The 23,749-nt window shown below is 34.9% G+C and carries 26 protein-coding genes and 1 pseudogene; 24 read left to right on the plus strand and 3 right to left on the minus strand.

Annotated elements, in window-relative coordinates:
- Positions 1–155: 155 nt before the first annotated feature.
- The 3 genes from sigI (at position 156) to AC1Q8N_RS22920 (ending at position 2,659) form a co-directional block, all read left to right on the plus strand.
- A complete protein-coding gene (gene sigI / locus AC1Q8N_RS22910) occupies positions 156–878 on the plus strand; it encodes an RNA polymerase sigma factor SigI (RefSeq protein ID WP_048543735.1) in 723 nt (240 codons plus the stop codon).
- Positions 871–2,220 carry an anti-sigma factor domain-containing protein gene (locus tag AC1Q8N_RS22915; RefSeq protein WP_493521393.1) on the plus strand — a complete coding sequence of 450 codons (1,350 nt, stop codon included), beginning with the start codon at positions 871–873 and terminating at the stop codon, positions 2,218–2,220. The genes sigI and AC1Q8N_RS22915 overlap by 8 nt, the downstream gene beginning before the upstream one ends.
- A 175-nt stretch (positions 2,221–2,395) precedes the next feature.
- Positions 2,396–2,659 (plus strand): ArsR/SmtB family transcription factor, encoded by a 264-nt coding sequence (locus AC1Q8N_RS22920; RefSeq protein ID WP_048546570.1) that lies wholly within the window; start codon positions 2,396–2,398, stop codon positions 2,657–2,659.
- A 247-nt stretch (positions 2,660–2,906) separates the two neighbouring features.
- Here AC1Q8N_RS22920 and AC1Q8N_RS22925 read toward each other — a convergent pair whose 3' ends face one another.
- On the minus strand, positions 2,907–3,230 hold the full coding sequence (locus tag AC1Q8N_RS22925; RefSeq protein ID WP_001072996.1) for a winged helix-turn-helix transcriptional regulator: 324 nt from the start codon (positions 3,228–3,230) through the stop codon (positions 2,907–2,909).
- Between the two features lie 124 nt (positions 3,231–3,354).
- Here AC1Q8N_RS22925 and AC1Q8N_RS22930 point away from each other — a divergent pair, with 124 nt between their 5' ends.
- From AC1Q8N_RS22930 to AC1Q8N_RS22950, 5 genes are all read left to right on the plus strand, one after another.
- Positions 3,355–3,888, plus strand: coding sequence for an NAD(P)H-dependent oxidoreductase (locus AC1Q8N_RS22930; protein ID WP_098078114.1), 534 nt, complete (start codon positions 3,355–3,357; stop codon positions 3,886–3,888).
- Between the two features lie 133 nt (positions 3,889–4,021).
- A complete protein-coding gene (locus AC1Q8N_RS22935; RefSeq protein WP_048546566.1) occupies positions 4,022–5,521 on the plus strand; it encodes a class I adenylate-forming enzyme family protein in 1,500 nt (499 codons plus the stop codon).
- 145 nt (positions 5,522–5,666) lie between these two features.
- Complete coding sequence (locus AC1Q8N_RS22940; RefSeq protein ID WP_048546564.1) at positions 5,667–6,230, plus strand: GNAT family N-acetyltransferase; 564 nt, start codon at positions 5,667–5,669, stop codon at positions 6,228–6,230.
- The gene (locus tag AC1Q8N_RS22945; RefSeq protein ID WP_098078116.1) at positions 6,227–6,931 is read left to right on the plus strand and encodes an SDR family NAD(P)-dependent oxidoreductase; all 705 of its coding nucleotides are present in this window, start codon (positions 6,227–6,229) and stop codon (positions 6,929–6,931) included. The genes AC1Q8N_RS22940 and AC1Q8N_RS22945 overlap by 4 nt, the downstream gene beginning before the upstream one ends.
- A 112-nt stretch (positions 6,932–7,043) precedes the next feature.
- Complete coding sequence (locus AC1Q8N_RS22950; RefSeq protein WP_098078119.1) at positions 7,044–7,943, plus strand: PhzF family phenazine biosynthesis isomerase; 900 nt, start codon at positions 7,044–7,046, stop codon at positions 7,941–7,943.
- 82 nt (positions 7,944–8,025) lie between these two features.
- Here the strand turns inward: AC1Q8N_RS22950 and AC1Q8N_RS22955 are convergent, their stop codons facing one another.
- Positions 8,026–8,235: a hypothetical protein gene (locus AC1Q8N_RS22955; protein WP_044443258.1), complete on the minus strand. Its 210-nt coding sequence runs from the start codon at positions 8,233–8,235 to the stop codon at positions 8,026–8,028.
- Between the two features lie 176 nt (positions 8,236–8,411).
- Between AC1Q8N_RS22955 and AC1Q8N_RS22960 the strand changes: the two genes are divergently transcribed.
- From AC1Q8N_RS22960 to AC1Q8N_RS23035, 16 genes and pseudogenes are all read left to right on the plus strand, one after another.
- Positions 8,412–9,251 (plus strand): phosphotransferase family protein, encoded by an 840-nt coding sequence (locus tag AC1Q8N_RS22960; RefSeq protein ID WP_048546556.1) that lies wholly within the window; start codon positions 8,412–8,414, stop codon positions 9,249–9,251.
- A gap of 27 nt (positions 9,252–9,278) precedes the next feature.
- The gene (locus tag AC1Q8N_RS22965) at positions 9,279–9,836 is read left to right on the plus strand and encodes a DUF7010 family protein (protein WP_048546554.1); all 558 of its coding nucleotides are present in this window, start codon (positions 9,279–9,281) and stop codon (positions 9,834–9,836) included.
- A 176-nt stretch (positions 9,837–10,012) separates the two neighbouring features.
- The gene (locus tag AC1Q8N_RS22970; protein WP_048546552.1) at positions 10,013–10,837 is read left to right on the plus strand and encodes an MBL fold metallo-hydrolase; all 825 of its coding nucleotides are present in this window, start codon (positions 10,013–10,015) and stop codon (positions 10,835–10,837) included.
- 56 nt (positions 10,838–10,893) lie between these two features.
- A pseudogene (locus tag AC1Q8N_RS22975) lies at positions 10,894–10,980 on the plus strand (esterase); the annotation flags it as partial.
- 535 nt (positions 10,981–11,515) lie between these two features.
- Positions 11,516–11,911: a transcriptional regulator SpxA gene (spxA, locus tag AC1Q8N_RS22980; RefSeq protein ID WP_048546550.1), complete on the plus strand. Its 396-nt coding sequence runs from the start codon at positions 11,516–11,518 to the stop codon at positions 11,909–11,911.
- 30 nt (positions 11,912–11,941) lie between these two features.
- On the plus strand, positions 11,942–12,076 hold the full coding sequence (locus AC1Q8N_RS22985; protein WP_048546548.1) for a BA3454 family stress response protein: 135 nt from the start codon (positions 11,942–11,944) through the stop codon (positions 12,074–12,076).
- Between the two features lie 192 nt (positions 12,077–12,268).
- Complete coding sequence (gene saiR / locus AC1Q8N_RS22990) at positions 12,269–12,682, plus strand: Rrf2-family transcriptional regulator SaiR (RefSeq protein WP_048546546.1); 414 nt, start codon at positions 12,269–12,271, stop codon at positions 12,680–12,682.
- 125 nt (positions 12,683–12,807) lie between these two features.
- Complete coding sequence (locus AC1Q8N_RS22995; protein WP_098078123.1) at positions 12,808–13,143, plus strand: IDEAL domain-containing protein; 336 nt, start codon at positions 12,808–12,810, stop codon at positions 13,141–13,143.
- Between the two features lie 1,036 nt (positions 13,144–14,179).
- Positions 14,180–15,499, plus strand: coding sequence for an aromatic amino acid transport family protein (locus tag AC1Q8N_RS23000; RefSeq protein WP_046954708.1), 1,320 nt, complete (start codon positions 14,180–14,182; stop codon positions 15,497–15,499).
- 107 nt (positions 15,500–15,606) lie between these two features.
- Complete coding sequence (locus AC1Q8N_RS23005) at positions 15,607–16,029, plus strand: STAS/SEC14 domain-containing protein (protein ID WP_088110361.1); 423 nt, start codon at positions 15,607–15,609, stop codon at positions 16,027–16,029.
- 218 nt (positions 16,030–16,247) lie between these two features.
- Positions 16,248–16,757 (plus strand): heme-degrading domain-containing protein, encoded by a 510-nt coding sequence (locus AC1Q8N_RS23010; protein ID WP_170968437.1) that lies wholly within the window; start codon positions 16,248–16,250, stop codon positions 16,755–16,757.
- A gap of 389 nt (positions 16,758–17,146) precedes the next feature.
- Complete coding sequence (gene zwf / locus AC1Q8N_RS23015; protein ID WP_098642180.1) at positions 17,147–18,631, plus strand: glucose-6-phosphate dehydrogenase; 1,485 nt, start codon at positions 17,147–17,149, stop codon at positions 18,629–18,631.
- Between the two features lie 96 nt (positions 18,632–18,727).
- On the plus strand, positions 18,728–19,621 hold the full coding sequence (gene gnd / locus AC1Q8N_RS23020; RefSeq protein WP_098078129.1) for a phosphogluconate dehydrogenase (NAD(+)-dependent, decarboxylating): 894 nt from the start codon (positions 18,728–18,730) through the stop codon (positions 19,619–19,621).
- Positions 19,622–19,659: 38 nt separating this feature from the next.
- Positions 19,660–20,328, plus strand: coding sequence for a fructose-6-phosphate aldolase (gene fsa, locus AC1Q8N_RS23025; RefSeq protein WP_098068241.1), 669 nt, complete (start codon positions 19,660–19,662; stop codon positions 20,326–20,328).
- 267 nt (positions 20,329–20,595) lie between these two features.
- Positions 20,596–22,137 (plus strand): gluconokinase, encoded by a 1,542-nt coding sequence (gntK, locus tag AC1Q8N_RS23030; protein ID WP_493521400.1) that lies wholly within the window; start codon positions 20,596–20,598, stop codon positions 22,135–22,137.
- Positions 22,138–22,273: 136 nt separating this feature from the next.
- Positions 22,274–23,335, plus strand: a complete 1,062-nt coding sequence (locus AC1Q8N_RS23035; RefSeq protein WP_141520001.1) for a lactonase family protein — start codon at positions 22,274–22,276, stop codon at positions 23,333–23,335.
- Positions 23,336–23,403: 68 nt separating this feature from the next.
- Here the strand turns inward: AC1Q8N_RS23035 and AC1Q8N_RS23040 are convergent, their stop codons facing one another.
- Positions 23,404–23,580 (minus strand): DUF1272 domain-containing protein, encoded by a 177-nt coding sequence (locus AC1Q8N_RS23040; protein ID WP_002146550.1) that lies wholly within the window; start codon positions 23,578–23,580, stop codon positions 23,404–23,406.
- Between the last annotated feature and the right edge of the window lie 169 nt (positions 23,581–23,749).

The raw sequence follows: 23,749 nt of genomic DNA on the forward strand, positions 1-23,749 counted from the left end.
TGGAAAAAATAGTCATATAAAAAATCGGCCTCGAAAAATATGAGTAATAGCAAGTAGACAAGCCCAAAGAAAAGTACTAAGAAAATGTGGTTAAATGGTCACTTGTTTAGTGATCATTTTGCTATTTGAAGCAGAAGGAGGCTGGAAGATTACTAGTGTTGAGTTTAGTAATGAAGATCCTAAGAAAACCGAAAATAGAAGATATCGTATATAACATACAAAACAATGGAGGAGATAAGGAAGCATTTATCGTACAGTATCAGCCTTTTATTAGAAAATCCATATCGTCTGTCTGTCGCCGATATATTACAGAACAGGATGATGAATATAGTATTGGACTGTTTGCGTTTAACGAAGCAATTGAACAGTATTCATATAAAAGAGGGAAATCTTTTCTAGCGTTTGCTGATCTTCTTATAAAAAGAGATGTAATTGACTATATACGCAAGGAGTCTAAGCATAACTTTGTCTTTTTAAAAGAAGATGAGCAAGAGGAAATGTTAGAAATGCAAGTATCGCTTACGGAGTATATGAAAGAAATCGAAAATAGTAACCGTAAGGAGGAAATTCTTCATTTTCAAAGTGTGTTAGCTGAGTTTAAAATTACATTTTCAGAGCTTGCTAAAGAATCTCCTAAGCATCGTGATACGCGTGAGCACCTAATAGAAATTGTGAAGATTATTATAAAAGAAGAGGAAATGATGGAAGAGCTGTTCCGTAAGAAAAGATTACCCCTAAAACATATTGAACCACTTGTTAGGGTAAGTCGTAAAACGTTGGAACGACATAGAAAATACATTATTGCGATGAGTATTATTTTTGCAAACAACTATACATACATTCTTGATTATATAAGAGGGGAAAAGCATGATGAATAAAGGAATTGTGATGGATATAAAAAAGCATAACGTAGTTGTTTTGACTCCAAATGGAGAGTTTATTACATTTAAAAGAAAAGCGCACCCATACATGATAGGAGAGGAAATCTCGTTTAACAAACAAGAACAAAGAGCGTCGCGTTTTTCCATACTACCTTTCTTAAAGCCTACAACAGTAATTGTTGCTGGTTTTCTATGCGTATTGCTGTTTTTTTACAATCAACCAGAAGAAAAAGTATTTGCTTATGTCTCAGTTGATATAAATCCAAGTATAGAGGCGAGCGTAACGGAGGATCTTCGTGTTATAGATTTGCGGGCTTGTAATGATGATGGAAGGCGTATTTTACAAGAAATGAACAGGTGGGAAAATAAACATCTGCAAGACGTGATACGTATTATTATAAAGCAGAGTCAAGAGGATAAGTACTTAACCAATGATAAGCAAGTTATGCTAACGGCTATTGCAAAGGACAAGTCGCTAGAAACACAGTTGGAAAAGGCTATGCAGGAATTAAAGAAAGAATATGAGATAAAACATGTTACAGTCGAATATCAAAGCAGTACGATGCAAATGCGGGAAGATGCTGAGAAAGCAGGAGTTGGAACGGGCGTTTATATAAAACAAGAGAATGAGAAGAAAAAATCGCTTGCTCCACCTGCACCGTCATCTAATCAAGAACAACAAAAGTTATCTTCTGATGCATCATCGGACACACCTCCTGTAAAAGAAGAAAGCAACGAGAAGAAAGAGTATATAGAACAAGAGCAATCTAAGGAACAACAGCGGAAGCAAATAAAGGAAAATAATGGGAATCAGCAGGAGAACAACGGCAGAGGGTCTCAAGGGATTAATGGAAATCAGCAAGGAAACAACGGAAGAGAATCGCAAGGGAATAATGGGCACCAACAAGAGAATAACGGAAGAGAATCGCAAAGAAATAATGGAAATCAGCAAGGAAACAACGGAAGAGGATCACAAGGGAATAATGGGCACCAGCAAGAGAACAAGGTTAGAGGGTCTCAAGGGAATAATGGGCACCAGCAAGAAAACAACGGAAGAGAATCGCAAGGGAATAATGGGCACCAGCAAGAGAACAACGGCAGAGGGTCTCAAGGGAATAATGGAAATCAGCAAGGAAACAACGGAAGAGAATCGCAAGGGAATAATGGAAATGGGCAAGGGAACAATGGAAGAGGATCGCAAGGGAATAACGGGAATCAGCAAGAGAACAACGGAAGAGGATCGCAAGGGAATAATGGAAATCAGCAAGGAAACAACGGAAGAGGATCGCAAGGGAATAATGGGCACCAGCAAGAGAACAACGGTAGAGGGTCTCAGTAAGGAAAGCTTCTATCAAATAATATAGAGTGAAAGAGAAATCTATAGAATTGGGAGGATTCCCTCTATCTGAAGAGATTTTTTAATATTTTTTTAAAATGACGGACATAAAATCATATATCCTTTCGAATTATATATATGGATATCATTAATAGTTATATAAAAGGAGAGAAAAAATATGAAAATGTATGAAGAAATCACTGAAGTATTAAAGGTATTAGCACATCCTGTCCGTTTATCATTAGTAAAAATAATGCTTGCAAAAGGTCCTATTAACGTAACGACAATGTATGAAACATTACAAATGCCTCAAAGTACAATTAGTCAACATTTATCTAAACTAAAAGCTACAAAGGTTGTTACAGGTACTCGGAAAGGGTTAGAAATTTATTATGAAGTAACGGATAATCGTACAAAAGCGATATTATTAAGCTTGGCTTAAAGGGTGACTGTTTAGATTTCAAAATGAAGTAAGCCATTCAGAGACTATAATTTTCTTATTAACATTAGTTGTATCTGTTGTTGTTTTTAATTTGCTTCATAGACTTCTTTATTTGGGTCTTGCCGTATCACTATCAAGCTAAATTTTAAAGAGACTATAAAATTGAAAGTTTTCTTATTAGGGTCTCTTTGTTAGCTTGATAGTGATGTGCCGTTCCCACTAGTATGTAAAGAATTTGGTGATTTTTTTAGTCATGTAATCTTTTGATTTGATGATCTTTTCCCCATTCGCATAGTTCATCCATAATTTGCATTAAAGATTTCCCGTATTCGCTTATTGTGTACTCAACCTTTGGTGGTACTTCTTGATATACAGTACGATGGATAATTCCATCAGCTTCAAGTTGCCGAAGTTGTTGTGTAAGAACTTTTTGCGTAATGTTTGGGATTTCTCGTCGGATTTCATTTGTTCGCATTTTTCCATCCATCAAAACACATAAAATATGAACTTTCCATTTTCCGCCGATTACATCGAGTGTCGTTGCAATTGGGCAGTCTTCATTTTGATTCATATAACACCTCCACAGGTACTTTAAGGTTCCTATAGCACTTTAAAGTACGTACTTTTCAATTATATGTGACTCATTCATACTAATACGTAAAGGATTGATTAATTTATAAAGGGGATGGAAACGGATGAAAACACTTGTAATTGTAGCACATCCTGATATTGAAAAATCAAAAATCAATAAAAGATGGATTGAAGAACTTGAGAAATATTCAGATGAAATTACGGTGCATGAATTATATAAAGCGGCACCGAATTGGGAGTTTAATATTGAAGAAGAGCAAAAGCTATTAGTAGAACATGACAGATATATATTTCAATTTCCGCTTTATTGGTACAGTTCACCACCATTATTAAAAAAATGGTTTGACGATGTATTAACATATGGATTTGCGTACGGATCAAAAGGAGACAAAGTGAAAGGGAAAGAATTTGGTCTAGCTATTTCTATAGGTGGATTAGAAAAAGACTATGAAAATAGCGGAATTACAATGGATGAGTTAACAAAACCATTTCAAGCTACTTGCTTATATACAGATATGAAATTTATACCTCCATTTTATTTATATGGTGCCGAATATAAATTAAGTGATGAAGAGATTGATAAAAGTGCACCGGAGTATGTGCGCTATGTGATGAATAAGGAGTATTCTAATATATAAGAGGAAATAGCCATTTACTTGCTAAGTAGATGGCTATTTTTAGTGGATTTACATTCACTAAGTGTAATCTTTAGTAAATTAATAGTTAATCTGGTAAAATAAAAAACCTAATATATATAAAGGGGAGTTTTACTTGAGAACGATGCAAAAATTATTACAAAAAAGAGCAATGCAATCACCAAATTTGGAAGCGCTTGTAGGGGGAGAGAAAAGGTATTCGTTTCAGCAGTATAATGAACGAGTAAATCAGCTTGCACACTATTTGCTACATAACGGTGTACAAAGAGGAGATCGTATTGGAATACTATGCAAAAATAATCATCCGTTTCCAAGCGTTATGATGGCAAGTTTAAAAATTGGAGCTGTATGTATTCCGTTAAATCATCAGCTTACTGCTTATGAGTTAGAAACGATTGTAAAAGAAGCAAAATTAAAAGTGTTAGTTATTGATGAAGAGTTCCATGAAGCTTTAAAAATTGATGCTGTTAAAGAAATTCCTTATGTAATTAAAACGACTGAAGAAGGATTTGGTTCATTTGAATTAACATTACAAGAACAGCCAATTACAGAACCGAACGTAGAAGTTCATGAAGATGATGATGCGATTTACTTATTTACTTCAGGAACGACTGGACAGGCAAAAGCATGTGTAATTGGACATAAAAACTTACATCATTATTTTTCTGAGATTGCGGGCCAAAGAGAATTTCCACCAGGTGAACGCTTTTTATCCGTGCATCCATTATTTCATATGAGTGGAGTGCTTTCTATTTTAAATTGTATTTATCATGGTGTTACGATGATCTTTTTAGCTGATTCGAATCCTGCTCTTATTTGGGATAAGATTGAAGAAGAGAAAATTACTACGATGCTTGCGTTCCCAGCTGTTTATAGCTACATGCTTGAGGAGCTAAATAAAAAAGAACGTAACATTTCAACTTTTAAAGTAGCACAAAGTGGTGGTACAAAAGTGCCAGAAACACTTATTCAAAAATATATGGAAAAAGGAATATATATGGTGCAAGGATATGGGAGTACAGAAGGTTGGGTTGTAACTTCATGGCATCCAATGATGGGAAAAGAAAAGATGTCTTCTGTAGGGAAAACTTTGAAACATGTAGAGTTAAAAATTGTTCATCCAGAAACAGGTGATGAACTAACAACAAATGAAGTTGGTGAGATTCATGTAAGAAGTCCATACATGTTTAAAGGGTATTGGAATAATGAAAAGGCGACAAAAAAGGTAGTAAAAGATAATTGGTTTAACATGGGCGATGCGGGCATGATAGATGATGACGGATTCCTGCATATTATGGGAAGATATAAAGACGTTATTATACGCGGTGGTGACAACGTATATCCAGATCAAGTAGAAGATGTTATTCATGAAATACATGGTGTTTTAGAAGTTGCAGTAGTTGGAGTTCCAGATGACTTTTGGGGAGAGATTCCGACAGCGTATATTGTAAAAGATATGCAAACGTCTTTAACGGAAGAAGAAATTATACGGCATTGTAAAGAGAAACTAGCAAGTTATAAAATACCAGAAGTTGTATTTATGAAAGAATTACCGAAAAATGCTTTAGGGAAAGTGTTGAAGAGGGAATTAAGAGAAGTTGTACTTGTAAAATAAAAAGCGATTAGATGATGAGGAATCCAGTTATGTACAAAGCATAACTGGATTTTTGTTTGTAAAGAACATAATAATTTACTAGATTTTGTATTTTGTGTAAGATAATAAAGAATATTCAATCATTAATAAAAAGGAAGAGATATAAATGAATCTACCGTTATTACAAGTAGAGACAGGGAGGCTCATAATCCGTCCGTTCCAAAATGATGATTATGAAAGTTGGTTAGATGGATTTCATAAGAGGCTACCATCGCAGTATAAATATGACGATGGCCACCAAGTTATGGCATCATCAACAAAAGAATGGTTCACGGAATGGATAAGAGGTTTTGATGAAGCAGCACATCGAGATGAGATGTATGTATTAGGTATTTTTCGTAAAGAAGATGGGGCTAATATTGGGAAGCTAGAGCTTATAAAAATTTTACGTATGGACTATCAATGGGCGATGATGGGGTATTCCATACATAATCAATACTGGAAAAATGGATATGGTATTGAAAGTGTAAAAGCTGCGTTATCGTTATTTTTTAATAGTCTTCATTTCCATAGAATTGAATTACATATACATGTTGATAATGAGCCATCCGTTCGTCTTGCGGAAAGAACAGGTTTTTCACTTGAATGCAAGAGAGAGGCGTTTTCTTTAGAGAATGGTAAATGGATGGACTTTCTTATTTATTTTAAAAATAAGGAGATGGATATATGAGAGTTCTAATTACAGGGGGAAATCGCGGGTTAGGGTTACAGTTGGTAAAAGTATTTCATGAAAATGGGCATATCGTTTATCCGTTAGTTAGAACTGAGGTTACGGTAACGCAATTGAAGCAAATGTTTAGTTGTAGATGTTTTCCTATATTGGCAGACTTATCACTTGATGAGAGTACGAAGCAGATTAAGAACCAGCTCGAGGGATATACAGAGTATATGGATCTAGTTATAAATAACGCTGGAATTACTGGAAAGGAGACTGAGATTTTACATACAAATTCAGAAGAGTTAACGGACTTATTTAATATTCACTGCTTAGGCGTAATTCGAGCTGTAAAAGGTACATATGTGGCTTTAGCTAAATCGGATCAGCCGAGAATAATAAATGTGTCCTCTCGGTTAGGATCACTACATAAAATGGCGAACAAAGAGTTTCCGCAAGGACAGTTCTCATATTCCTATCGAATTGCTAAAGCTGCACAAAATATGTTAACACTTTGTTTACAACAAGAGTTTGAGAATAAAGGAATTCGTGTAACGGCAATTCACCCAGGAAAATTAAAGACTGATATCGGTGCCTTTGATGCGAATATGACTCCGGCTGAAGGAGCACAAAATATATATGATTGGGTAATTGATTCAAATGAGGATGTTTCAGGGAAGTTTATTGAGCCAGGTGTGGGGGAATTGAAGTGGTGAAGTACGATTTTATAAGTATTGAATGACTATTTGGGTTTTCATGGAGAATATGAAATGGTTTGCTACACATAATTACAATTGGAAAATTAGAAGAAGATTAGGAGAAAAGAAAATGAAGACTATAAAGGTATTTCATTACGATGCATTTACGAATAAACCAAATATGGGGAATCCAGCAGGTGTTGTATTAGAGGCGGATGGATTAACAGCAGGGGAAATGCAGCGTATTGCTGAAAAAGTTGGATTTAACGAAACGTCTTTCGTTCTTTCTTCAAAAGTAGCAGATTTAAAGGTTCGCTATTTTACCCCTCGTTTTGAAATAGATTTATGTGGTCATGGGACAGTTGGAACAATATTTGCCTTGTGTGAAAGAGGTTTATTAGAAGAGAAAACAAGTTTTACGATTGAAACGAAGGCAGGGGTTTTAGCAATACAAACAGATGTAAATGAAAAGGGAGAAACCTTTATTAAAATGAGGCAGGCTACACCTCAGTTTAAAGAATTTGCAGGTTCAAAAGAAGAATTAGCTCATAGCATTGGTTTGGACGTAAATGATTTAGATGTAAGTTTACCGATTGTATATGGAAGTACAGGAAACTGGACTGTAATTGTACCGGTTAAAAATCTAGATGTATGTGAGAGAATGAAGCCTAACAATGAGATGTTTCCATCGGTATTAAAAGAAATACCTAACGCTTCTATTCATCCAGTTTGCTTAGAAACTTATGATGAACAGGCACAAATGCATGGGCGTCATTTCTCATCGGCTTATGCTGGAACGATTGAAGATCCAGTGACAGGAACAGCTTCAGGTGTAATGGGAGCGTACTATGCGATGTATTTGGAGAAAGGTTTTGACCATAAAATGGAATTAATCGTTGAACAAGGACAGGAAATGAATAAAGATGGCCGTGTAACGGTATATGTAACGAAAGATGTAGAAAATGAGAAATTACAAATAGATATTGCTGGAACAGCGGTGTATGTGAAAGAGTTTAAAGTTTCAATATAAAGTGAAACTTTAATCAGTGGGGGTCTTACTGCCCGTTAATGTGGGATAAAAAAAGAAAGCCCGGAATACATCCAGACTTTCATTATCTGTTCAACACTTCAATATACGAAGCATCTCCAGTTGTTCTTAAAGCAGAGCGGAAATTGTTGTTTTCTAACGTTTTAGCGACTTGTTGTAATTGCTGTGCATCATCATGATGGATAAGTAAGCTGTCAGCACCGCTTTCTTCTATATGAATGTGTTCGACACTTCCAATGGCATCATGTACTGCTTTTAAAAATTCAGGTTTCATATTGTCCTCCTAATATGTATGTAACGTTGTTGTTAGTATTTCCTTATTTTTGAAATATAAAAGTAAATGAATTTTTGTTATATTAAGATTTTGGAAGGGGTTTCCTATTCGTTTGTCAAATAATAGTAAAGTTGTCTTTTGAATTGAGGGGATCTTCGAAATTAAAGGGTGAGAGAATGGACATTTCAATAATTGCTGCACAACTAGTTAAGGAGAAAGTTATTTCACATGCTCCAAATAGCGTAAAAGCGTTGAACGGAGGAACGACAAGTACTGTATATTTGTTGGACGAAAAATATGTAGTAAAGCTGAATGAAGCGGAAGTAATACGTGAAGAAGCTAATTTTCTTTCTTTTTATGAGGGGAATACTTTATTTTCAAAGCTTTTGTATAAGGAACCTTTACATACATATTTCGTGTATTCTTTCCTGGAAGGTAATACTTCGTGTAAACAAGGATATAAACGAAGTACGCTTCGTACACTTGTAAAAGAAGTTATCAATAAGTATAAAATGGTTCCAGAGGCAGAAGGCTGGGGGTGGAAAGAAAGTCCGGTTCAATCTTGGAATGAATTTTTAACTGCAAATGTGATGGAAGCTTATGAAAATGTAAGATGTTACATAAGTGAAGAAGAATATAGAACGGTTCTTAAACTAGCAAATAGGGAAGCCGGAGTAAATCAACCCTTTTTATTACATGGTGATTTCGGATTTCATAATTTTATATTCCGGCAGAATAAGTTACATGGAGTAATTGATCCGTTACCAGTCCTTGGAGATCCTTTATATGATTTAATTTATGCGTTCTGTTCAACTCCTGAAGATGTTACGAAAGAAGCAATTGATTTTGCGATGAAACAATGTGTATTTCATAAAAAAGAACGAGATTTATACGAAGAAATAGTCATAGGATTATATTTGCGTATAGATACATGTTTGAGACACCACCCGAAAGATTTAGAAGATTACTTAGTAGCTTGGCGTTATTGGATGGACGAAATTGAGCCGGCTTTATAGTACAAATAGTTTGGGGGAGATAGTGAAATGAACATTCTAGAAGCAAAAAGAGATTTAGCACAAAGAACGAAAAGAGGATTTCCAGTTATAATAGCTGGTATTTTATTTTGGATTGTAGCAAGTGTAACGGGTATTCTTCTTTCAGAAAAACAAGTTGTGTGGGTGTATTTAATTGGTATGGGTTGTGTATTTCCTTTTGGCTTAATGATAGCTGCTATATTGAAAATTGACATGTTTGCGAAAGGAAATCCGCTAGGGACTTTAGCTGGATTAATTGGCGGGATAAATGTATTAAATATTCCGTTTGTATTACTTGCCTATTTTCAATTTCCAGAGTGGCTACCTTTTGTAGTAGCGATGTTAATAGGGGTTCATTTTATACCGTACGTATGGATTTATGAAAGTAAAAGTTATGGTGTATTGTCAGTAGGGACTGTACTCGTAACGTCAGTTTGCGGGATTCTTTTTGCAGACAATGGATTTACTGTCATTCCATTGGCAGTTACAGTTGTCTACTTACTGACTCTAATCGGTTTATTAATTGAAAATAAAAAAGTAGATCATTATCAACAAAAATCAGCTTAATAAAGTGAAACTTTAATCAGTGGGGGCTTCATCCCCCACTGATTATTAGTTGAACCAATCGGGCTTTTATGGGCAGTTGATTCCCCACCTAACTTCTTTGCTTTCGCTGAATTTTGAGGTGAAGATCTTACTGCCCATTAATGCGGGATAAAAATATAGGGGTAGGGGGAAATATTATGAAAAATTTCGTTTGTACAACGTGCGGCGTACAGTATGCAGCGAGTGTGGAAGAACCGGTAAGTTGTGTTATTTGTGATGAGGAGAGACAATATGTGAATCCGAAAGGACAGTCTTGGACGACTTTAGAAAACTTGCAATCGAGTGGTACATATAAAAATGAAATGATAGAAGAAGAAAATGGGCTTTATAGTATTACGACAAAACCGGAATTTGCGATTGGTCAAACGGGATATGTAGTAAAAACGGAAGCGTATCGTTTACTATGGGATTGTATTACTTATTTAGATGAAACGACAATTGAGAAAATAAAGGAGTGGGGCGGGTTAGATGCGATAGCACTATCTCATCCTCATTATTATTCAACGCAAGTAGAATGGGCAGAAACGTTTAATGTACCAATTTATATACATGAAGACGATAAAGAGTGGGTAGTACGCCCGAGTAGCCGTATTATTTATTGGTCTGGCGAGTCTTTACAATTAGCGGACGGAATTACTATTCATCGTCTCGGAGGACATTTTAGCGGCGGTTCTGTATTACATTGGGAAGAAGGAAATGATGGGAAAGGTATTTTATTAACAGGTGATATTATTCAAGTTGTAGCGGATCAGCAATGGGTGAGTTTCATGTACAGCTATCCGAACTTAATTCCATTACCAGCGAGAAAAGTGGAGGAAATGGCGAATCGAGTGAAGCCATTACAGTTTAATCGTTTATATAATGCTTTTCACCGAGTAGTGAAAGAGAATGCCAATGAGGCAGTGGAACGTTCTGCTGAAAGATATATTAAGGCGGTAGAAGGAAAGTTATTTCATACGTAAAAGGAGATTTAGTTTTTATGAATACGTTAGTATGCTTTGGTGATAGTATTACAGCTGATGAAAAAGACGGTTTACATTTTGGCCGACAAGGTTATGAATATGTAGCGAAGTTAATTGGTAAAAAGTTAAAAGGGATTTTGTAAGAAGCAAAGTGCGCGCGCTTTGCTTTTTTTGTCCGCGTATTTCTTCCTACAATGCTGCTGTGTTCAATGCAGTTGCTTTTATTATGCTAAATATATTTCATAGTAGTACATGTAGGAAAGAAATGAATAAAGTGAAATATAATTAGACCTTACCAATCGGGTTATTAAGGGGAGCCTGACTTCGACCTAACTTTGTTGCTCTTGCCAAATTTTGAGGCGGTGCACTCAAATAGCGGGATAAAATTTACTTTAAAGAAGTGGTTAGCCGTAACACTATAGGACATTCGTACAGAAGAAAATGATTTGTTCGGCTAATGGAATGCATCCAAGACTTAACAGTTGATTAATAGAACTGTAAAGTTTAAAATTACAGTATAGTTTTTAGAAGTGAGTTGCTATTGTTTGTAAAAAACAGATAAATTAAATATTCTCGAATAAATAATATAACGTGTATTTCATTCTAAACTGTAATTTTTTTTAATACATTTCAATAATCTATATAATAATTTAAAAAGTAAAGGAGTGTGTGTAAAATATGGTGATTTTATATACGACAGCAAGCTGTAGTTCATGCCGAAAAGCAAAAGCATGGCTTGAAGAACATCAAATTGATTATACCGAAAAAAATATCGTATCAAATTCTCTTACAGTCGATGAGCTTAAATCCATTCTCCGTTTAACTGAAGAGGGTGCTAATGAAATTATTTCAACTAGATCTAAAACTTTTCAGGAATTAAATATAAATATTGAGGCGCTTTCGCTTAATGAGTTTTATAAATTAATAATTGAGTATCCTCAAATGTTACGTCGTCCAATTATGCTGGATGAAAAAAGATTACAGGTTGGTTTTAACGAGGAAGAAATCCGCAAATTTTTACCGCGTAGCGTTCGAACATTTTTGAATATTGAATTGCAAAAAATGGCTAATTAATAAGTAATATTTTGAAAGGAGGAAACAGAAGTGATTGAAGTACGTGTTACAGTTAATTATAAAGATAGAAATTATCATACAAATGTTATTGTGAGTAAAGATACGATTTGGACACAAATTAAACAATTGGCAGAAGAACAAGTTAAGAAACAGTGGACTGTTTAAATTGATTTGTAACTTAAAAAGTTAATTGAAGTTAGGAGATATAGGGGAGTTCTGATAGAATATAAAGAGATTTATTTTTTCATGCTAAGCATGCTTCTTATATTTTTACGTTTGACTAACCTATCTGTAATATTTATGGCTACAGTATGTTACTAAGCGAGAAATCATATTTTTTATCGTAGGAGGACAACAATGAACAGCGACTTTACCTTGGCCATTCACAGTTTAACTTATTTAGCTTTACAGCCAGATCGGATGTCAACAAGTAATGCTATTTCAGAAAGTGCAGGTGTTCATCCCGTACGCATTCGAAAAGTGCTAAGTTTGTTAAAAAAACATAAGTTTATACAATCAAAGGAGGGAACTGGTGGAGGTTTTATTTTTGCCCGAGATTTAAGTGAAATTAATCTTTGGAATATTTATCAAATAACCTCTGAAGGTACATTGCAGCCGAAGTGTCCAGAATCAAATGATCAGTGTATTGTAGGTTCGAATATGCGGAAAGTTCTTTTTGCTATTTTCTTAGGTGTGGAAGAACATCTAGGTGAATATTTAAAGAATTATACAATGAAAGAAGTTGTTGACCTTATTAATCAAGAACGTTAAGCGGCTTAATTATTATGTAGCCGTGAGTTCTTAAAAAAAAACTGTAATTAAAAATAATACAGTTTAAGCTGTTTTTTATATCTTTTTTATCGGTACAAAAAATATTTATAAGAAGGTGAAAAAGTATGATGTCAAATAATAATCATGTTTTAAAAGAGGGAGATTGGGTTCGTGGAATATCAAATGAGGGTGAATTCATAGTTGGTTACATTGTATCACTTGATGAAGTGGAAGATGTAGTTACAGTTAGCATTGTGAAACGTGACGACAAGTACACAATGAACGAAGCGATTTTACTCTTTAGTAAACACGTTAACAAACTCCCTGAATCAAAGGTAATAAATAAGGAGCAAATCCTTTATCTTATAGACCTTGCATTATTAACAGGGGATGAAGAATGGTTTATTGAGCTTTCTGCAAAATTAAACTCGATAAAAGAGCTAGTTAATGAGGGATTTTAAAGATTATATTATTCGCTTTTCATAGGTTGGATCGTGCAATAAGCAATAATATCATCTCTTTTGTTGCATTTTAATAAAAGTGGTGATTGAATGATGTAAATAAGCTGTCCGTATACGGGCAGCTTATTTTATGTTTTCGTTTAGAAAAATGTTAGCGGTTCCCTCGTTACCATCAAGTTAAAATGTATATGAATGCAATATCTATAATTTATATCCTAAAAATTGGTTTGTGCATTTAAAAAGACAATTCTTTTAAACCACATTAATTATTTATTAGAATATCTTTTTTAAATTAAAATAAAATTTTCGATAAAGAAATATATATAAATTTTTAAAATGAGTAGCTTAAATAAACAATATTTTACTGTATTTTATGCTGATTAATTCCATTTTAAGCGATAGGAACAAGGGTTGCATGCTAACTGTAAATTATTATCCATGTAAAATTATAGCCATTAAATATTTCTGAAAATATAAAAATATTAATTTTATAAATATACACGTTATAATGAGTGCGTCGAGAGAAATTTTATGATCTCTGGAGAAAATATAAAAAATGCGATTATTAGTAAGAAAGGTGTGTGGTTAGAGGCGAAATGTATGTAAAGTGCTTCAGTGGCTTGTGTAATCAATACCATAAATGCTGCCGAAGCTATTAAAGTGATGTATAGAATTGAGAAAGAAATGCCTCATAAATGAAGAGAGGCCGGTTTAACTGAAATTACTGTTACAAGTAATTTAGAGAAACCATAAAAGTAATACACTGTTATTAGAAATGTTGCAACGTATTTATGAAGTCTATTCAATATTGTTCTCTTAAGCGGTCTTTATATAAAGAGCGGATAGTACGAGTAAACTTTTTTGTGAACGCTAACATTTATGTTAGGACGCTAACTAGCGAATGTTTCAATTTGGATTCATTATGATGAAGGACTTGCAATGTGGGGCAACTTGTAAGGAATTCATTTTCCGAAAAAAGGAATATTTGTTAGCTATAAAGAGAGACGCAAGAATAGATACAAGGGGGAGTTATTATATGAACGGGAATACTGCAAAGAAAATAGAAGTTCAAGCTGAAAATATCGCACTAGAAAATGAGCAATATGCAGATCCGAAAAAGTGGCATAAGCAGGATACTACATGGGCATTGAGCCTATTTGGAACTGCAATTGGAGCAGGGGTGCTCTTTTTACCGATTAATGCAGGTTCAGGTGGTTTATTATCATTACTACTAATTACATTGCTTGCATATCCAGTTATGTATTACTCACATAGGGCACTTGCTAAAATGATATACGCTTCTAATTCTGCTGATGAGGGGATCACAGGTACAATTAGAGAGTATTTCGGAAATAAAGCAAGTATCATTTTTAACATCGTATATTTCGGTTCAATTTATACAATCGTGCTAATGTATTCGGTTGCGCTTACAAATACTGCAAGTAGCTTTATCGTGCATCAATTGCACATGCCAGAGCCTCCAAGGGCTATTTTATCACTTGTATTAGTTCTTGGTCTTATCGCTATACTGAATTTTGGTCAAGATATTACTGTAAAGATCATGAGTATGCTAGTGTATCCTTTCATAGCTTCTCTACTTTTTATCGCAATATCTTTAATTCCACAGTGGAATACGTCAATGCTTAGCTTTTCAGCTGTTTCTACTGCTTCAACAGGAACAGGATATTTTGGAACGATACTGTTGATTCTACCAATCATCGTATTCTCATTTAATCATTCACCTATGATTTCATCATTTGTTGTAAAACAGAGAGCTACGTATGGAATAGAAGCTACTGATGCTAAATGTGCGCAAATACAAAAAGTTTGTTATATCATGACATTCGCTGTAGTTATGTTCTTCGTTTGGAGTAGTACATTAAGCTTGACTCCAGAGGATTTAAAAATGGCAAAAGAGCAAAACTTATCAATCCTTTCATATCTTGCTAATGAGCTTAATTCACCTGTAATCACGATTGCAGCTCCAATCATTGCTTTTGTGGCTATTACAAAATCTTTCCTTGGCCATTATATCGGAGCATTTGAAGTAATGCGTGACATGATAATTAAGTTCGGTAAATCACGTGGAAAAGTTATTGAAGAAAAAACAATTAAGACAATCGTCCTTACTTTTGTTGTATTATCATGCTGGTTTGTTGCTTATACAAATCCAAGTATTCTTGGACTTATTGATTCTCTAAGCGGTCCATTAGTTGCTGCTATTTTATGTCTATTACCGATGTATGCGATTCAAAAAGTACCAGTACTAGCTAAATACAAAGGGAAAATGAGTAACGTATTTGTTATTATTGTAGGTGTACTTACTGTTTTAGCAAGTATTAAATCATTATTCTAATTCACGATTGTTAGTTCTAATGCAAAATAGAACGATTTTGGGACAGACTTCTCCGTTTGGAGAGTCTGTCCCTTTTTAATGCGTTACAGTTTGATCTTATTGATTTTATGAGGGATTCACGCATAATTGTAACTAAGGGAGATGATTTCAGATTGAGTAAACTGAATATTAGTACAACGGTTTCCGGAGATATAATTGTTACTCGTCTTATAGGCAAGATTAAAACAGATGATGTTTATGAATGGTTTAATCGCTTCGAGCAGGTTTGTCAGCAATTCATTTCCGAGGGACGTAAATACAAATTGCTGGTAGATAGAAAAGGGTACACGCCAGATCATTTTTCTGTTCAAAAAGTATGGAAAGATAAGTTTTTCAATGAAACGATTTTGAATCACAGTAAGGCAATTGCTTTTCTCCTTGAAGAAGGGGAGATACTGAATTATTTACAACAATCTAATACAAAAAAATCTGTAAAATTTTTCGATGATTATGAACAAGCATTCCTTTGGTTGAATGAATATTCTAGATAAAACTTTTAGTGAACCAGTTGCTTAAGCAACTGGTTTTTTTATGCTTGTAAGTAGTAGCTGGAAGAAAACTTCTATACGAAATGTTTAGCGCTAGAGGACATACATTTTTAGTGCGTTAAATATAATTCATAATAGCACCAAGAAGAAAAGAATACGCTTTACGTTATTAGTTATATGAAAAGTCCGTACGGTAGGGTCGCATAATTTTAAAAATAGCAATGTGGCATAAAGTGAGTAAGGGGGATAAACATATGAGTACTTCAAATTTGAATGAAATAAGTAAACAAATTTTAATAGAGGAGGAAACACTTCAATTTTCCTCTTTTACAAATGAAGATGCACTGCAAATAGGTTTATTTATCGTTGAAACAGCGAAAAAGGAAGGGAAATTGATTGCTGTTGATATAGCGAAAAATGGTGTGCAATTATTTCATTTTAAGATGACGGGGACAACTGAGGAAAATACGAAGTGGATTGAGCGTAAAAAACGAGTTGTTTCTTTGCACAATCATAGCTCGTATTATATGCAAATACAAAGTGAAATAACGGGTGTTCCATATAATGAAAAGTATCTTTTAGATAGGTCGGATTATGCTGCGTTTGGTGGTTGCGTTCCTGTGCAAATAAAAGATGTAGGAGTTATTGGAATGATAACAGTTTCAGGGTTACCACCAGAAGAAGATCATGAATTAGTTATAAGGGCAGTTAAAAATCATTTAAAGCAATAATAAAAAGGAAAAACCGAACAAGAATATGTTCGGTTTTTCCTTTTTATTATTCAGTTCATGAACATATTTCTAATAAGATGTTACAAAATGAAAAATCTTTAATTCAAGACACTTTCCTTGACGATAATAATCTATGTAGTTAATATGATAGACATAAAATAACTTAATTACTTTTTATAATTTAGTTATTTTATGTAAGTATAACTGAGTAAGTAGGATGTGGGGAAAATGCTTTGAATTGCCACTATTAATATTGGGGACAATTAGAAAGCGACAAATATAAAAAATTAGAAGTTAAGAAGTAAGATTGGATCAACAATAGTAGTAGCTTCTGTACAATGCATTCTTACTATATTGGCAATGACTATACATCACGAGGAGGACTGAAATTGGAATCGATGACCTTTGTTTTATTTGGAGCGACAGGGGATTTAGCGAAAAGGAAAATTTACCCCGCGCTATATAACTTATATAGAGATCAAAAGCTTCCAAAGCCAATATCCGTTATCGGGCTTGGAAGACGTGAAGTATCTCATTTAGATTTTCAAAAAAGAGTAAAAGAATCCATAGAAACTTTTTCTCGTCGCAGAGAAGAAGGTACTCCGAAAATAGAAGATTTTTTAGAGTATTTTCGTTATTGTCCGTTAGATGTGAATAAGCCAGAAGATTATAAAAGGTTATTACAAGTAGTTCATGAAAGGGAAGAAGAACAAAATATACAAGGGAATAGAATGTTCTACCTTTCAGTTACTCCTGACTTCTTTGAGACCATTGCTTTAAACATTAAAGAAAGTGGACTTGATAAAACAGATGGATGGAAGCGCCTAATGATTGAGAAACCGTTTGGTCATGATCTTACATCTGCCCGAGAGCTGAATGATAAGCTTAGTCGAACGTTTGAAGAAGACGAAATATACCGTATTGATCATTATTTAGGTAAACCGATGGTTCAAAATATTGAAGCACTTGAATTTGCAAATCCTGTTCTTCAATCGATTTGGAATAAAGAACATATAGCGAATGTACAAATAACAGCTAGTGAAACTGTTGGGGTAGAAGAAAGGGCAGAATATTATGATCATGCAGGAGCCATTCGCGATATGGTTCAAAATCATATGCTGCAAATATTAATGATGACTGCTATGAATCTGCCGGAAAAGATTAATGCATGTGAAATTCGTGAGGAAAAACGAAAAGTGATGGAGACTCTTCGTAAAGTGAAAAAAGAAGACGTTCAGAACCATATCATTCGCGGACAATATGCTTCAGGGGAGATAAAAGGACAACAAGTTGTGGCGTATAGAGAGGAGCCAGGAGTAAATCCTTCTTCTCCAACAGATACATTTGTTGCGGCTCGCTTATGGATTGATAACCCATTTTGGACTGATGTTCCTTTTTACATACGAACAGGAAAAAGAATGAAAGAAAAGTCTACTCGTATTGTAATTGAGTTTAAAAATACATTAAAACAGCAGTATCAAGATAGTAATCCAAATGCAGCGCCTAATTTGTTAATCATTGAAATTAGTCCAAATGAAAATGTTTCACTCCAATTAAATAGTAAAAATCCATTGAACAATGGAGAGCTTGAACCGATCCGTATTCATTTCACTTGTGAGCAAACAGGAGTGGGAATACCTGAAGCTTACGAAAGGCTTATCTATGATGCTATATGCGGAGATTCTACATTCTTTGCACACTGGAGAGAAGTTGAATTGTCATGGGAATGGGTGCAGCCAATCCTTGAAGCATTCGAAGAAAACTTGTTACCTCTTCATGAATATGAGTCTGGCTCGTATGGTCCGGATGCTGCTCATGCTCTATTACAAGAAAGTGAATTTAAATGGTGGTTAGATGAGGAATTGAAAAAATAAGTACATCCTTATAAGTAAAGCAATATGACAAAAAGATATTCATCATTTTATTAACATGTATTTATGATGAAAGGTAATTCAAGGAGGAATTATATTATGAGAGTAGGATTAATTGGTTTAGGTAAAATGGGATTAAATTTAGGGAAGAATTTAATGGATCATAAACATGAAGTAGTAGCATTTGATTTAAATACGAGTGCAGTGGAAGAAATGAAAGAGTATGGTGCTACAGGTGTATCTAGCTTAAGTGAACTCGTTCAATCATTACAATCACCAAGAATTCTTTGGGTTATGGTACCACACGCTGTCGTTGATTCTGTTATTGATGAAGTTACACCATTGCTATCAAAAGGAGATATTTTAATTGAAGCTGGTAATTCACATTATAAAGAGTCAATTCGCCGATATGAGCAACTAAAGAAAGATGGCATTCACTTTATGGATGCAGGAACTTCTGGCGGAATGGAAGGCGCGCGTAATGGAGCTTGTTACATGATCGGAGGAGATCAAGAAGCTTGGGACATCGTTGAACCTATCTTCCGTGATACAGCTGTAGAAAATGGATTCTTATATGCAGGAAAAGCTGGTAGCGGTCACTTCTTAAAAATGGTTCATAACGGAATTGAATACGGTATGATGGCTGCTATTGGTGAAGGATTTGAAATTCTAGAGAAAAGTGAATTTGACTACGATTATGAAAAAGTATCAAGAGTATGGAACAACGGTTCAGTTATTCGCTCTTGGTTAATGGAATTAACTGAAAATGCATTTTCTAAAGATGCCAAACTGGATGAGATTAAGGGTGTTATGCATTCTTCTGGTGAAGGAAAATGGACAGTAGAAACAGCTTTAGATCTTCAAACAGCAACTCCTGTTATCGCAATGTCTCTATTAATGCGCTACCGCTCATTAGACAATGATACGTTTACAGGAAAAGTTGTAGCAGCACTGCGCAATGAATTTGGTGGACATGCGGTAGAAAAGAAATAATACAACTCGTTAACGTTAAAAAATGGAGGGAATAAATCATGAAGTTTTTTATTGATACTGCAAATCTTGAGGACATAAAAAAGGCATATAAACTAGGTGTTTTAGCTGGCGTTACAACGAATCCTTCTTTAGTAGCGAAAGAGGGCATTAAGTTTGAAGACCGTATTGCAGAAATTTGTCAGGCAGTGCCTAAAGTTGAATCTGTTTCGGCAGAAGTAACTCCAGATGTTGTTGCAGCTGAAGAAATGATCGCACAAGCAGAACAACTGATTAAAATTAACGGTGGCGATAAAAACATCACGATAAAACTTCCAATGACGCTAGCAGGATTAGAAGCTTGTCGTTACCTTACTGAAAAAGGTGTGAAAACGAACGTTACCCTTATTTTCACTGTGAACCAAGCCCTTTTAGCTGCTAGAGCAGGTGCAACGTATGTTTCACCATTTTTAGGTCGCCTAGATGATATTTCTGAAGATGGGGTGCTATTAGTTGCTAAAATAGCTGAATTGTTCGATATTCATCAATTAGATACACAAATTATTGCGGCTTCTGTTAGACATCCAGACCATGTCACTCGTGTAGCAATGGCAGGTGCTCACATTGCAACAATTCCTTATAAAGTAATTGAACAACTTGCTATGCACCCATTAACAGATCAAGGTATTGAAAAATTTGCTGCGGATTGGGCGAAGGCGCCTAAGTTATAAGGAAGTAAAGTTTGCGCAAATTGCTTTTTTACGAGAGGACCAATCTCTATGTAACTTCATCCTTTAAAATAAATCTCGAGTTTGGCACCTTATTACGTAAAAGCAGCGATATGAAAAGACACCTTGCATTTTCAAAACAGCACAATGGTTATAAAAAGGATCCCCTTATGAGAGTGAAGTTTATGAAAACGTAGCTCTCATAAGGGAGCGTCTTTTTGTAGACACCATGGTGCTCTTTTGTTATAGGAATGATTTGAAAGGGGTTACATAGTGAGCTCGAAATATATGATTGGTGTAGATATTGGGACAACTAGTACAAAAGCAGTTTTGTTTTCGATCGATGGATCTGTTATTGCAAGCCATGGGATTGAATATCCTTTATATTCTCCCGCACCAGAAACAGCGGAACAAGATCCAGAAGAGATTTTTCAAGCGGTCATACATACGATTAAGGAGACTATACAATCAAGTAATGTACAGCCAGTTGATATTCTTTGTGTTTCTTTTAGTTCGGCAATGCATAGTGTCATTGCTGTAGACGAAGCAGGAAAGCCGTTAACGAGATGTATTACTTGGGCAGATAATAGAAGTGCAAGCTGGGCAGAAAAAATAAAGAATGATATGAATGGTCATGAAATTTACCTTCGTACTGGAACACCAACCCATCCTATGTCACCACTTTCGAAATTAGTTTGGCTTAAAAATGAACATGCTGATTTATTTGCAAATAGTTATAAATTCATTTCTATTAAAGAATATGTTTTCTATAAGTTATTTAAGGAATATGTAATTGATTATTCTATAGCATCAGCAACAGGAATGTTCAATTTGAAATCTTTAAAATGGGATGAAGAAGCTCTTCGTGTTGCAGGAATTTCGGAGGGAAAGCTTTCTAAACTCGTTCCAACTACGCACACCTTAATAGGATTAGATGAAGAATTTGCAAGAGAGATGAATGTACTTGTTACTACTCCTTTTATAGTCGGTGCGAGTGATGGGGTACTATCGAATTTAGGTGTGAATGCAATAGAACCTGGAGTAGTTGCTATTACAATTGGTACGAGCGGTGCAGTGCGAGTTGTCACAGATCATCCTGTAACGGATCCGAAGGGTAGGACTTTTTGTTATGCGTTAACTGAGGACCTTTGGGTAATTGGTGGACCGGTGAATAATGGTGGTATGATTTTTAGGTGGGTTCGTGACCAATTATGTGCGTTAGAAGTTGAGCATGGGAAGCGCTTAGGAAAAGATCCTTATGAATTGCTTACTGAAATAGCAGCAAAAGTTAATCCTGGATCTGATGGTTTATTATTTCATCCGTATTTAGCAGGAGAAAGAGCTCCTTTATGGAATGCGAATGCGCGGGGGTCTTTCTTTGGGCTTGGACTACATCATAAGAAAGAGCATCTTATCCGTGCTGTTTTAGAGGGAATCATTTATAACTTGTATACAGTTCTTCTTGCTTTAAAAGAGCTAATTGGCGAACCGAAAAAAATTCAAGCGACAGGTGGCTTTGCAAGATCGGAACTTTGGAGACAGATGATGGCAGATATTTTTCATCAAGACGTATACGTTCCGAAAAGTTTCGAAAGCTCTTGTCTAGGAGCAGCTATCCTCGGTTTATATAGTTTAGGTGAAATAAATACATTACATGTAGTTTCTAATATGGTAGGTGCCAATTTTTATCATGAGCCAAACATGGAAAGTGTGGAGAAATATAAAGAATTAATACCGATCTATATTCGTTTGGCCCGTCACTTGGAAGAAGAATATGAAAGTATAGCAGCTTTTCAGAAAAAATGGGTTTAGAGGCTATTTGGCAGAAAAATATGGTAACTTATAAAGAGGTACTCCGATTTTTTAGGATATTCTTTCAATCAAAAATAGTTTTATGAACTTGGTAAGAAGTATGATGAACAAAAACTATAGGGAGAGGGTTATGAAAATGACGGATAACAAAGAGTTTATTGGATATGTTGGAACGTACACGAAAGAAAATAGTGAAGGGATATATACTTTTACTTTAAATACGGAAGCACAAAAAGTTAGTAATGTAACACTTGCGGCTAAGCTGGATAACCCTACATATGTAACGATTAGCAAAAATAATCAATATCTCTATTCCGTTGTTAAAGACGGCGAATCTGGTGGTGTAGCTGCTTATTTGATTAACCGTTATACAGGAGAGCTAACGGAACAAAACAGACAAGTAGTAGAAGGGGCTTCTCCTTGTCATATTAGTGTGGATAGTGAAAACGGTACGGTAGTTACAGCAAATTACCATAAAGGAACAATTGAGTCTTTTGTAGTAAATGAAGAAGCTGGAACTGTAAACGCTGCCACATCTATTATGGCACATGAAGGTTCAGGCCCAAATAAAGAAAGACAAGAAAAACCACATGCACATTACGCGGGATATACTTCTGATGAAAAATATGTGGTTGGTGTTGATTTAGGGATTGATAAAATCATTACGTATGAAATAAAAGATAGTAAGTTAAAAGAAGTAAATAGCTTGTCTGTAAACCCAGGAAGTGGTCCGAGACATATTGCTTTTCACCCGAACGGAAAGCATGCTTATGTCATGACTGAACTTAGCTCGGAAGTTATTGCATTATCATATCATCCGGAAGAAGGGTCCTTTACAGAGTTGCAGTATATTTCTACCGTTCCAAAAGAATTTGATGACAATAGTCAAGGAAGTGCTATTCATATTTCTTCTGACGGCCGTTTTGTGTATGCGGCGAATCGCGGTCATAATAGTATTGCTGTTTTCAGTGTGGATCAAAATTCAGGTCAGCTTACATTTGTTGCACATACATCTACAGAAGGAAATTGGCCGAGGGACTTTGTATTAGATCCGACTGAAAAGTTTCTTGTTGTTACAAATGAAAAGTCACATAATCTTGTGCTATTTTCAAGAAATGAAACGACAGGTGAGTTAACATTGTTACAATCTGATGTTGTTGTACCAGAGCCTGTTTGTGTGAAGTTTTTGAACGTTTAATTTGTGATTGGTAGAATTTCTATATATCCCAAAAACAGTAAAAAAGCAAAGCGATATCGCTTTGCTTTTTATTGTTTCTTTTTCGGTCTACGTACTAGTTCGCCGCCGCAGTTTGGGCAAACGTTTTGTCTTTCTTCTGTACATGGTGCACAAAATGTACATTCATACACGCAAATGTAAGCTTCGGAATTTGATTCGAGAGATTGATCGCAAATTTGACAGTTTGTTTTCATTTCGAGTGCCATAGTAAGTCTCCTTTTAATTTGAATATTTGTAATTTAATTATAACTCATTAGATAGAAACTGTCTTTTTCAATTGAAAGGAAATTGCATGATAAATTTATGATTTGAAATGAAAGATGCCCTTTTATATTAAAATTGATTATTTCATGCAGTTGGAATATTATGAAATAG

It is taken from the genome of Bacillus sp. GW823-FHT06B01, from assembly GCF_058952315.1.

Excerpts from the sequence above, each read along its gene's own strand:
- AC1Q8N_RS22915 (WP_493521393.1), top strand. The coding sequence starts at position 871 with ATGAATAAAGGAATTGTGATGGATATAAAAAAGCATAACGTAGTTGTT.
- AC1Q8N_RS22920 (WP_048546570.1), top strand. The coding sequence starts at position 2,396 with ATGAAAATGTATGAAGAAATCACTGAAGTATTAAAGGTATTAGCACAT.
- AC1Q8N_RS22925 (WP_001072996.1), bottom strand. The coding sequence starts at position 3,230 with ATGAATCAAAATGAAGACTGCCCAATTGCAACGACACTCGATGTAATC.
- AC1Q8N_RS22930 (WP_098078114.1), top strand. The coding sequence starts at position 3,355 with ATGAAAACACTTGTAATTGTAGCACATCCTGATATTGAAAAATCAAAA.
- AC1Q8N_RS22940 (WP_048546564.1), top strand. The coding sequence starts at position 5,667 with ATGAATCTACCGTTATTACAAGTAGAGACAGGGAGGCTCATAATCCGT.
- AC1Q8N_RS22945 (WP_098078116.1), top strand. The coding sequence starts at position 6,227 with ATGAGAGTTCTAATTACAGGGGGAAATCGCGGGTTAGGGTTACAGTTG.
- AC1Q8N_RS22950 (WP_098078119.1), top strand. The coding sequence starts at position 7,044 with ATGAAGACTATAAAGGTATTTCATTACGATGCATTTACGAATAAACCA.
- AC1Q8N_RS22955 (WP_044443258.1), bottom strand. The coding sequence starts at position 8,235 with ATGAAACCTGAATTTTTAAAAGCAGTACATGATGCCATTGGAAGTGTC.
- AC1Q8N_RS22960 (WP_048546556.1), top strand. The coding sequence starts at position 8,412 with ATGGACATTTCAATAATTGCTGCACAACTAGTTAAGGAGAAAGTTATT.
- AC1Q8N_RS22965 (WP_048546554.1), top strand. The coding sequence starts at position 9,279 with ATGAACATTCTAGAAGCAAAAAGAGATTTAGCACAAAGAACGAAAAGA.
- AC1Q8N_RS22970 (WP_048546552.1), top strand. The coding sequence starts at position 10,013 with ATGAAAAATTTCGTTTGTACAACGTGCGGCGTACAGTATGCAGCGAGT.
- spxA (WP_048546550.1), top strand. The coding sequence starts at position 11,516 with ATGGTGATTTTATATACGACAGCAAGCTGTAGTTCATGCCGAAAAGCA.
- saiR (WP_048546546.1), top strand. The coding sequence starts at position 12,269 with ATGAACAGCGACTTTACCTTGGCCATTCACAGTTTAACTTATTTAGCT.
- AC1Q8N_RS22995 (WP_098078123.1), top strand. The coding sequence starts at position 12,808 with ATGATGTCAAATAATAATCATGTTTTAAAAGAGGGAGATTGGGTTCGT.
- AC1Q8N_RS23000 (WP_046954708.1), top strand. The coding sequence starts at position 14,180 with ATGAACGGGAATACTGCAAAGAAAATAGAAGTTCAAGCTGAAAATATC.
- AC1Q8N_RS23005 (WP_088110361.1), top strand. The coding sequence starts at position 15,607 with ATGAGGGATTCACGCATAATTGTAACTAAGGGAGATGATTTCAGATTG.
- AC1Q8N_RS23010 (WP_170968437.1), top strand. The coding sequence starts at position 16,248 with ATGTGGCATAAAGTGAGTAAGGGGGATAAACATATGAGTACTTCAAAT.
- gnd (WP_098078129.1), top strand. The coding sequence starts at position 18,728 with ATGAGAGTAGGATTAATTGGTTTAGGTAAAATGGGATTAAATTTAGGG.
- fsa (WP_098068241.1), top strand. The coding sequence starts at position 19,660 with ATGAAGTTTTTTATTGATACTGCAAATCTTGAGGACATAAAAAAGGCA.
- AC1Q8N_RS23035 (WP_141520001.1), top strand. The coding sequence starts at position 22,274 with ATGACGGATAACAAAGAGTTTATTGGATATGTTGGAACGTACACGAAA.
- AC1Q8N_RS23040 (WP_002146550.1), bottom strand. The coding sequence starts at position 23,580 with ATGGCACTCGAAATGAAAACAAACTGTCAAATTTGCGATCAATCTCTC.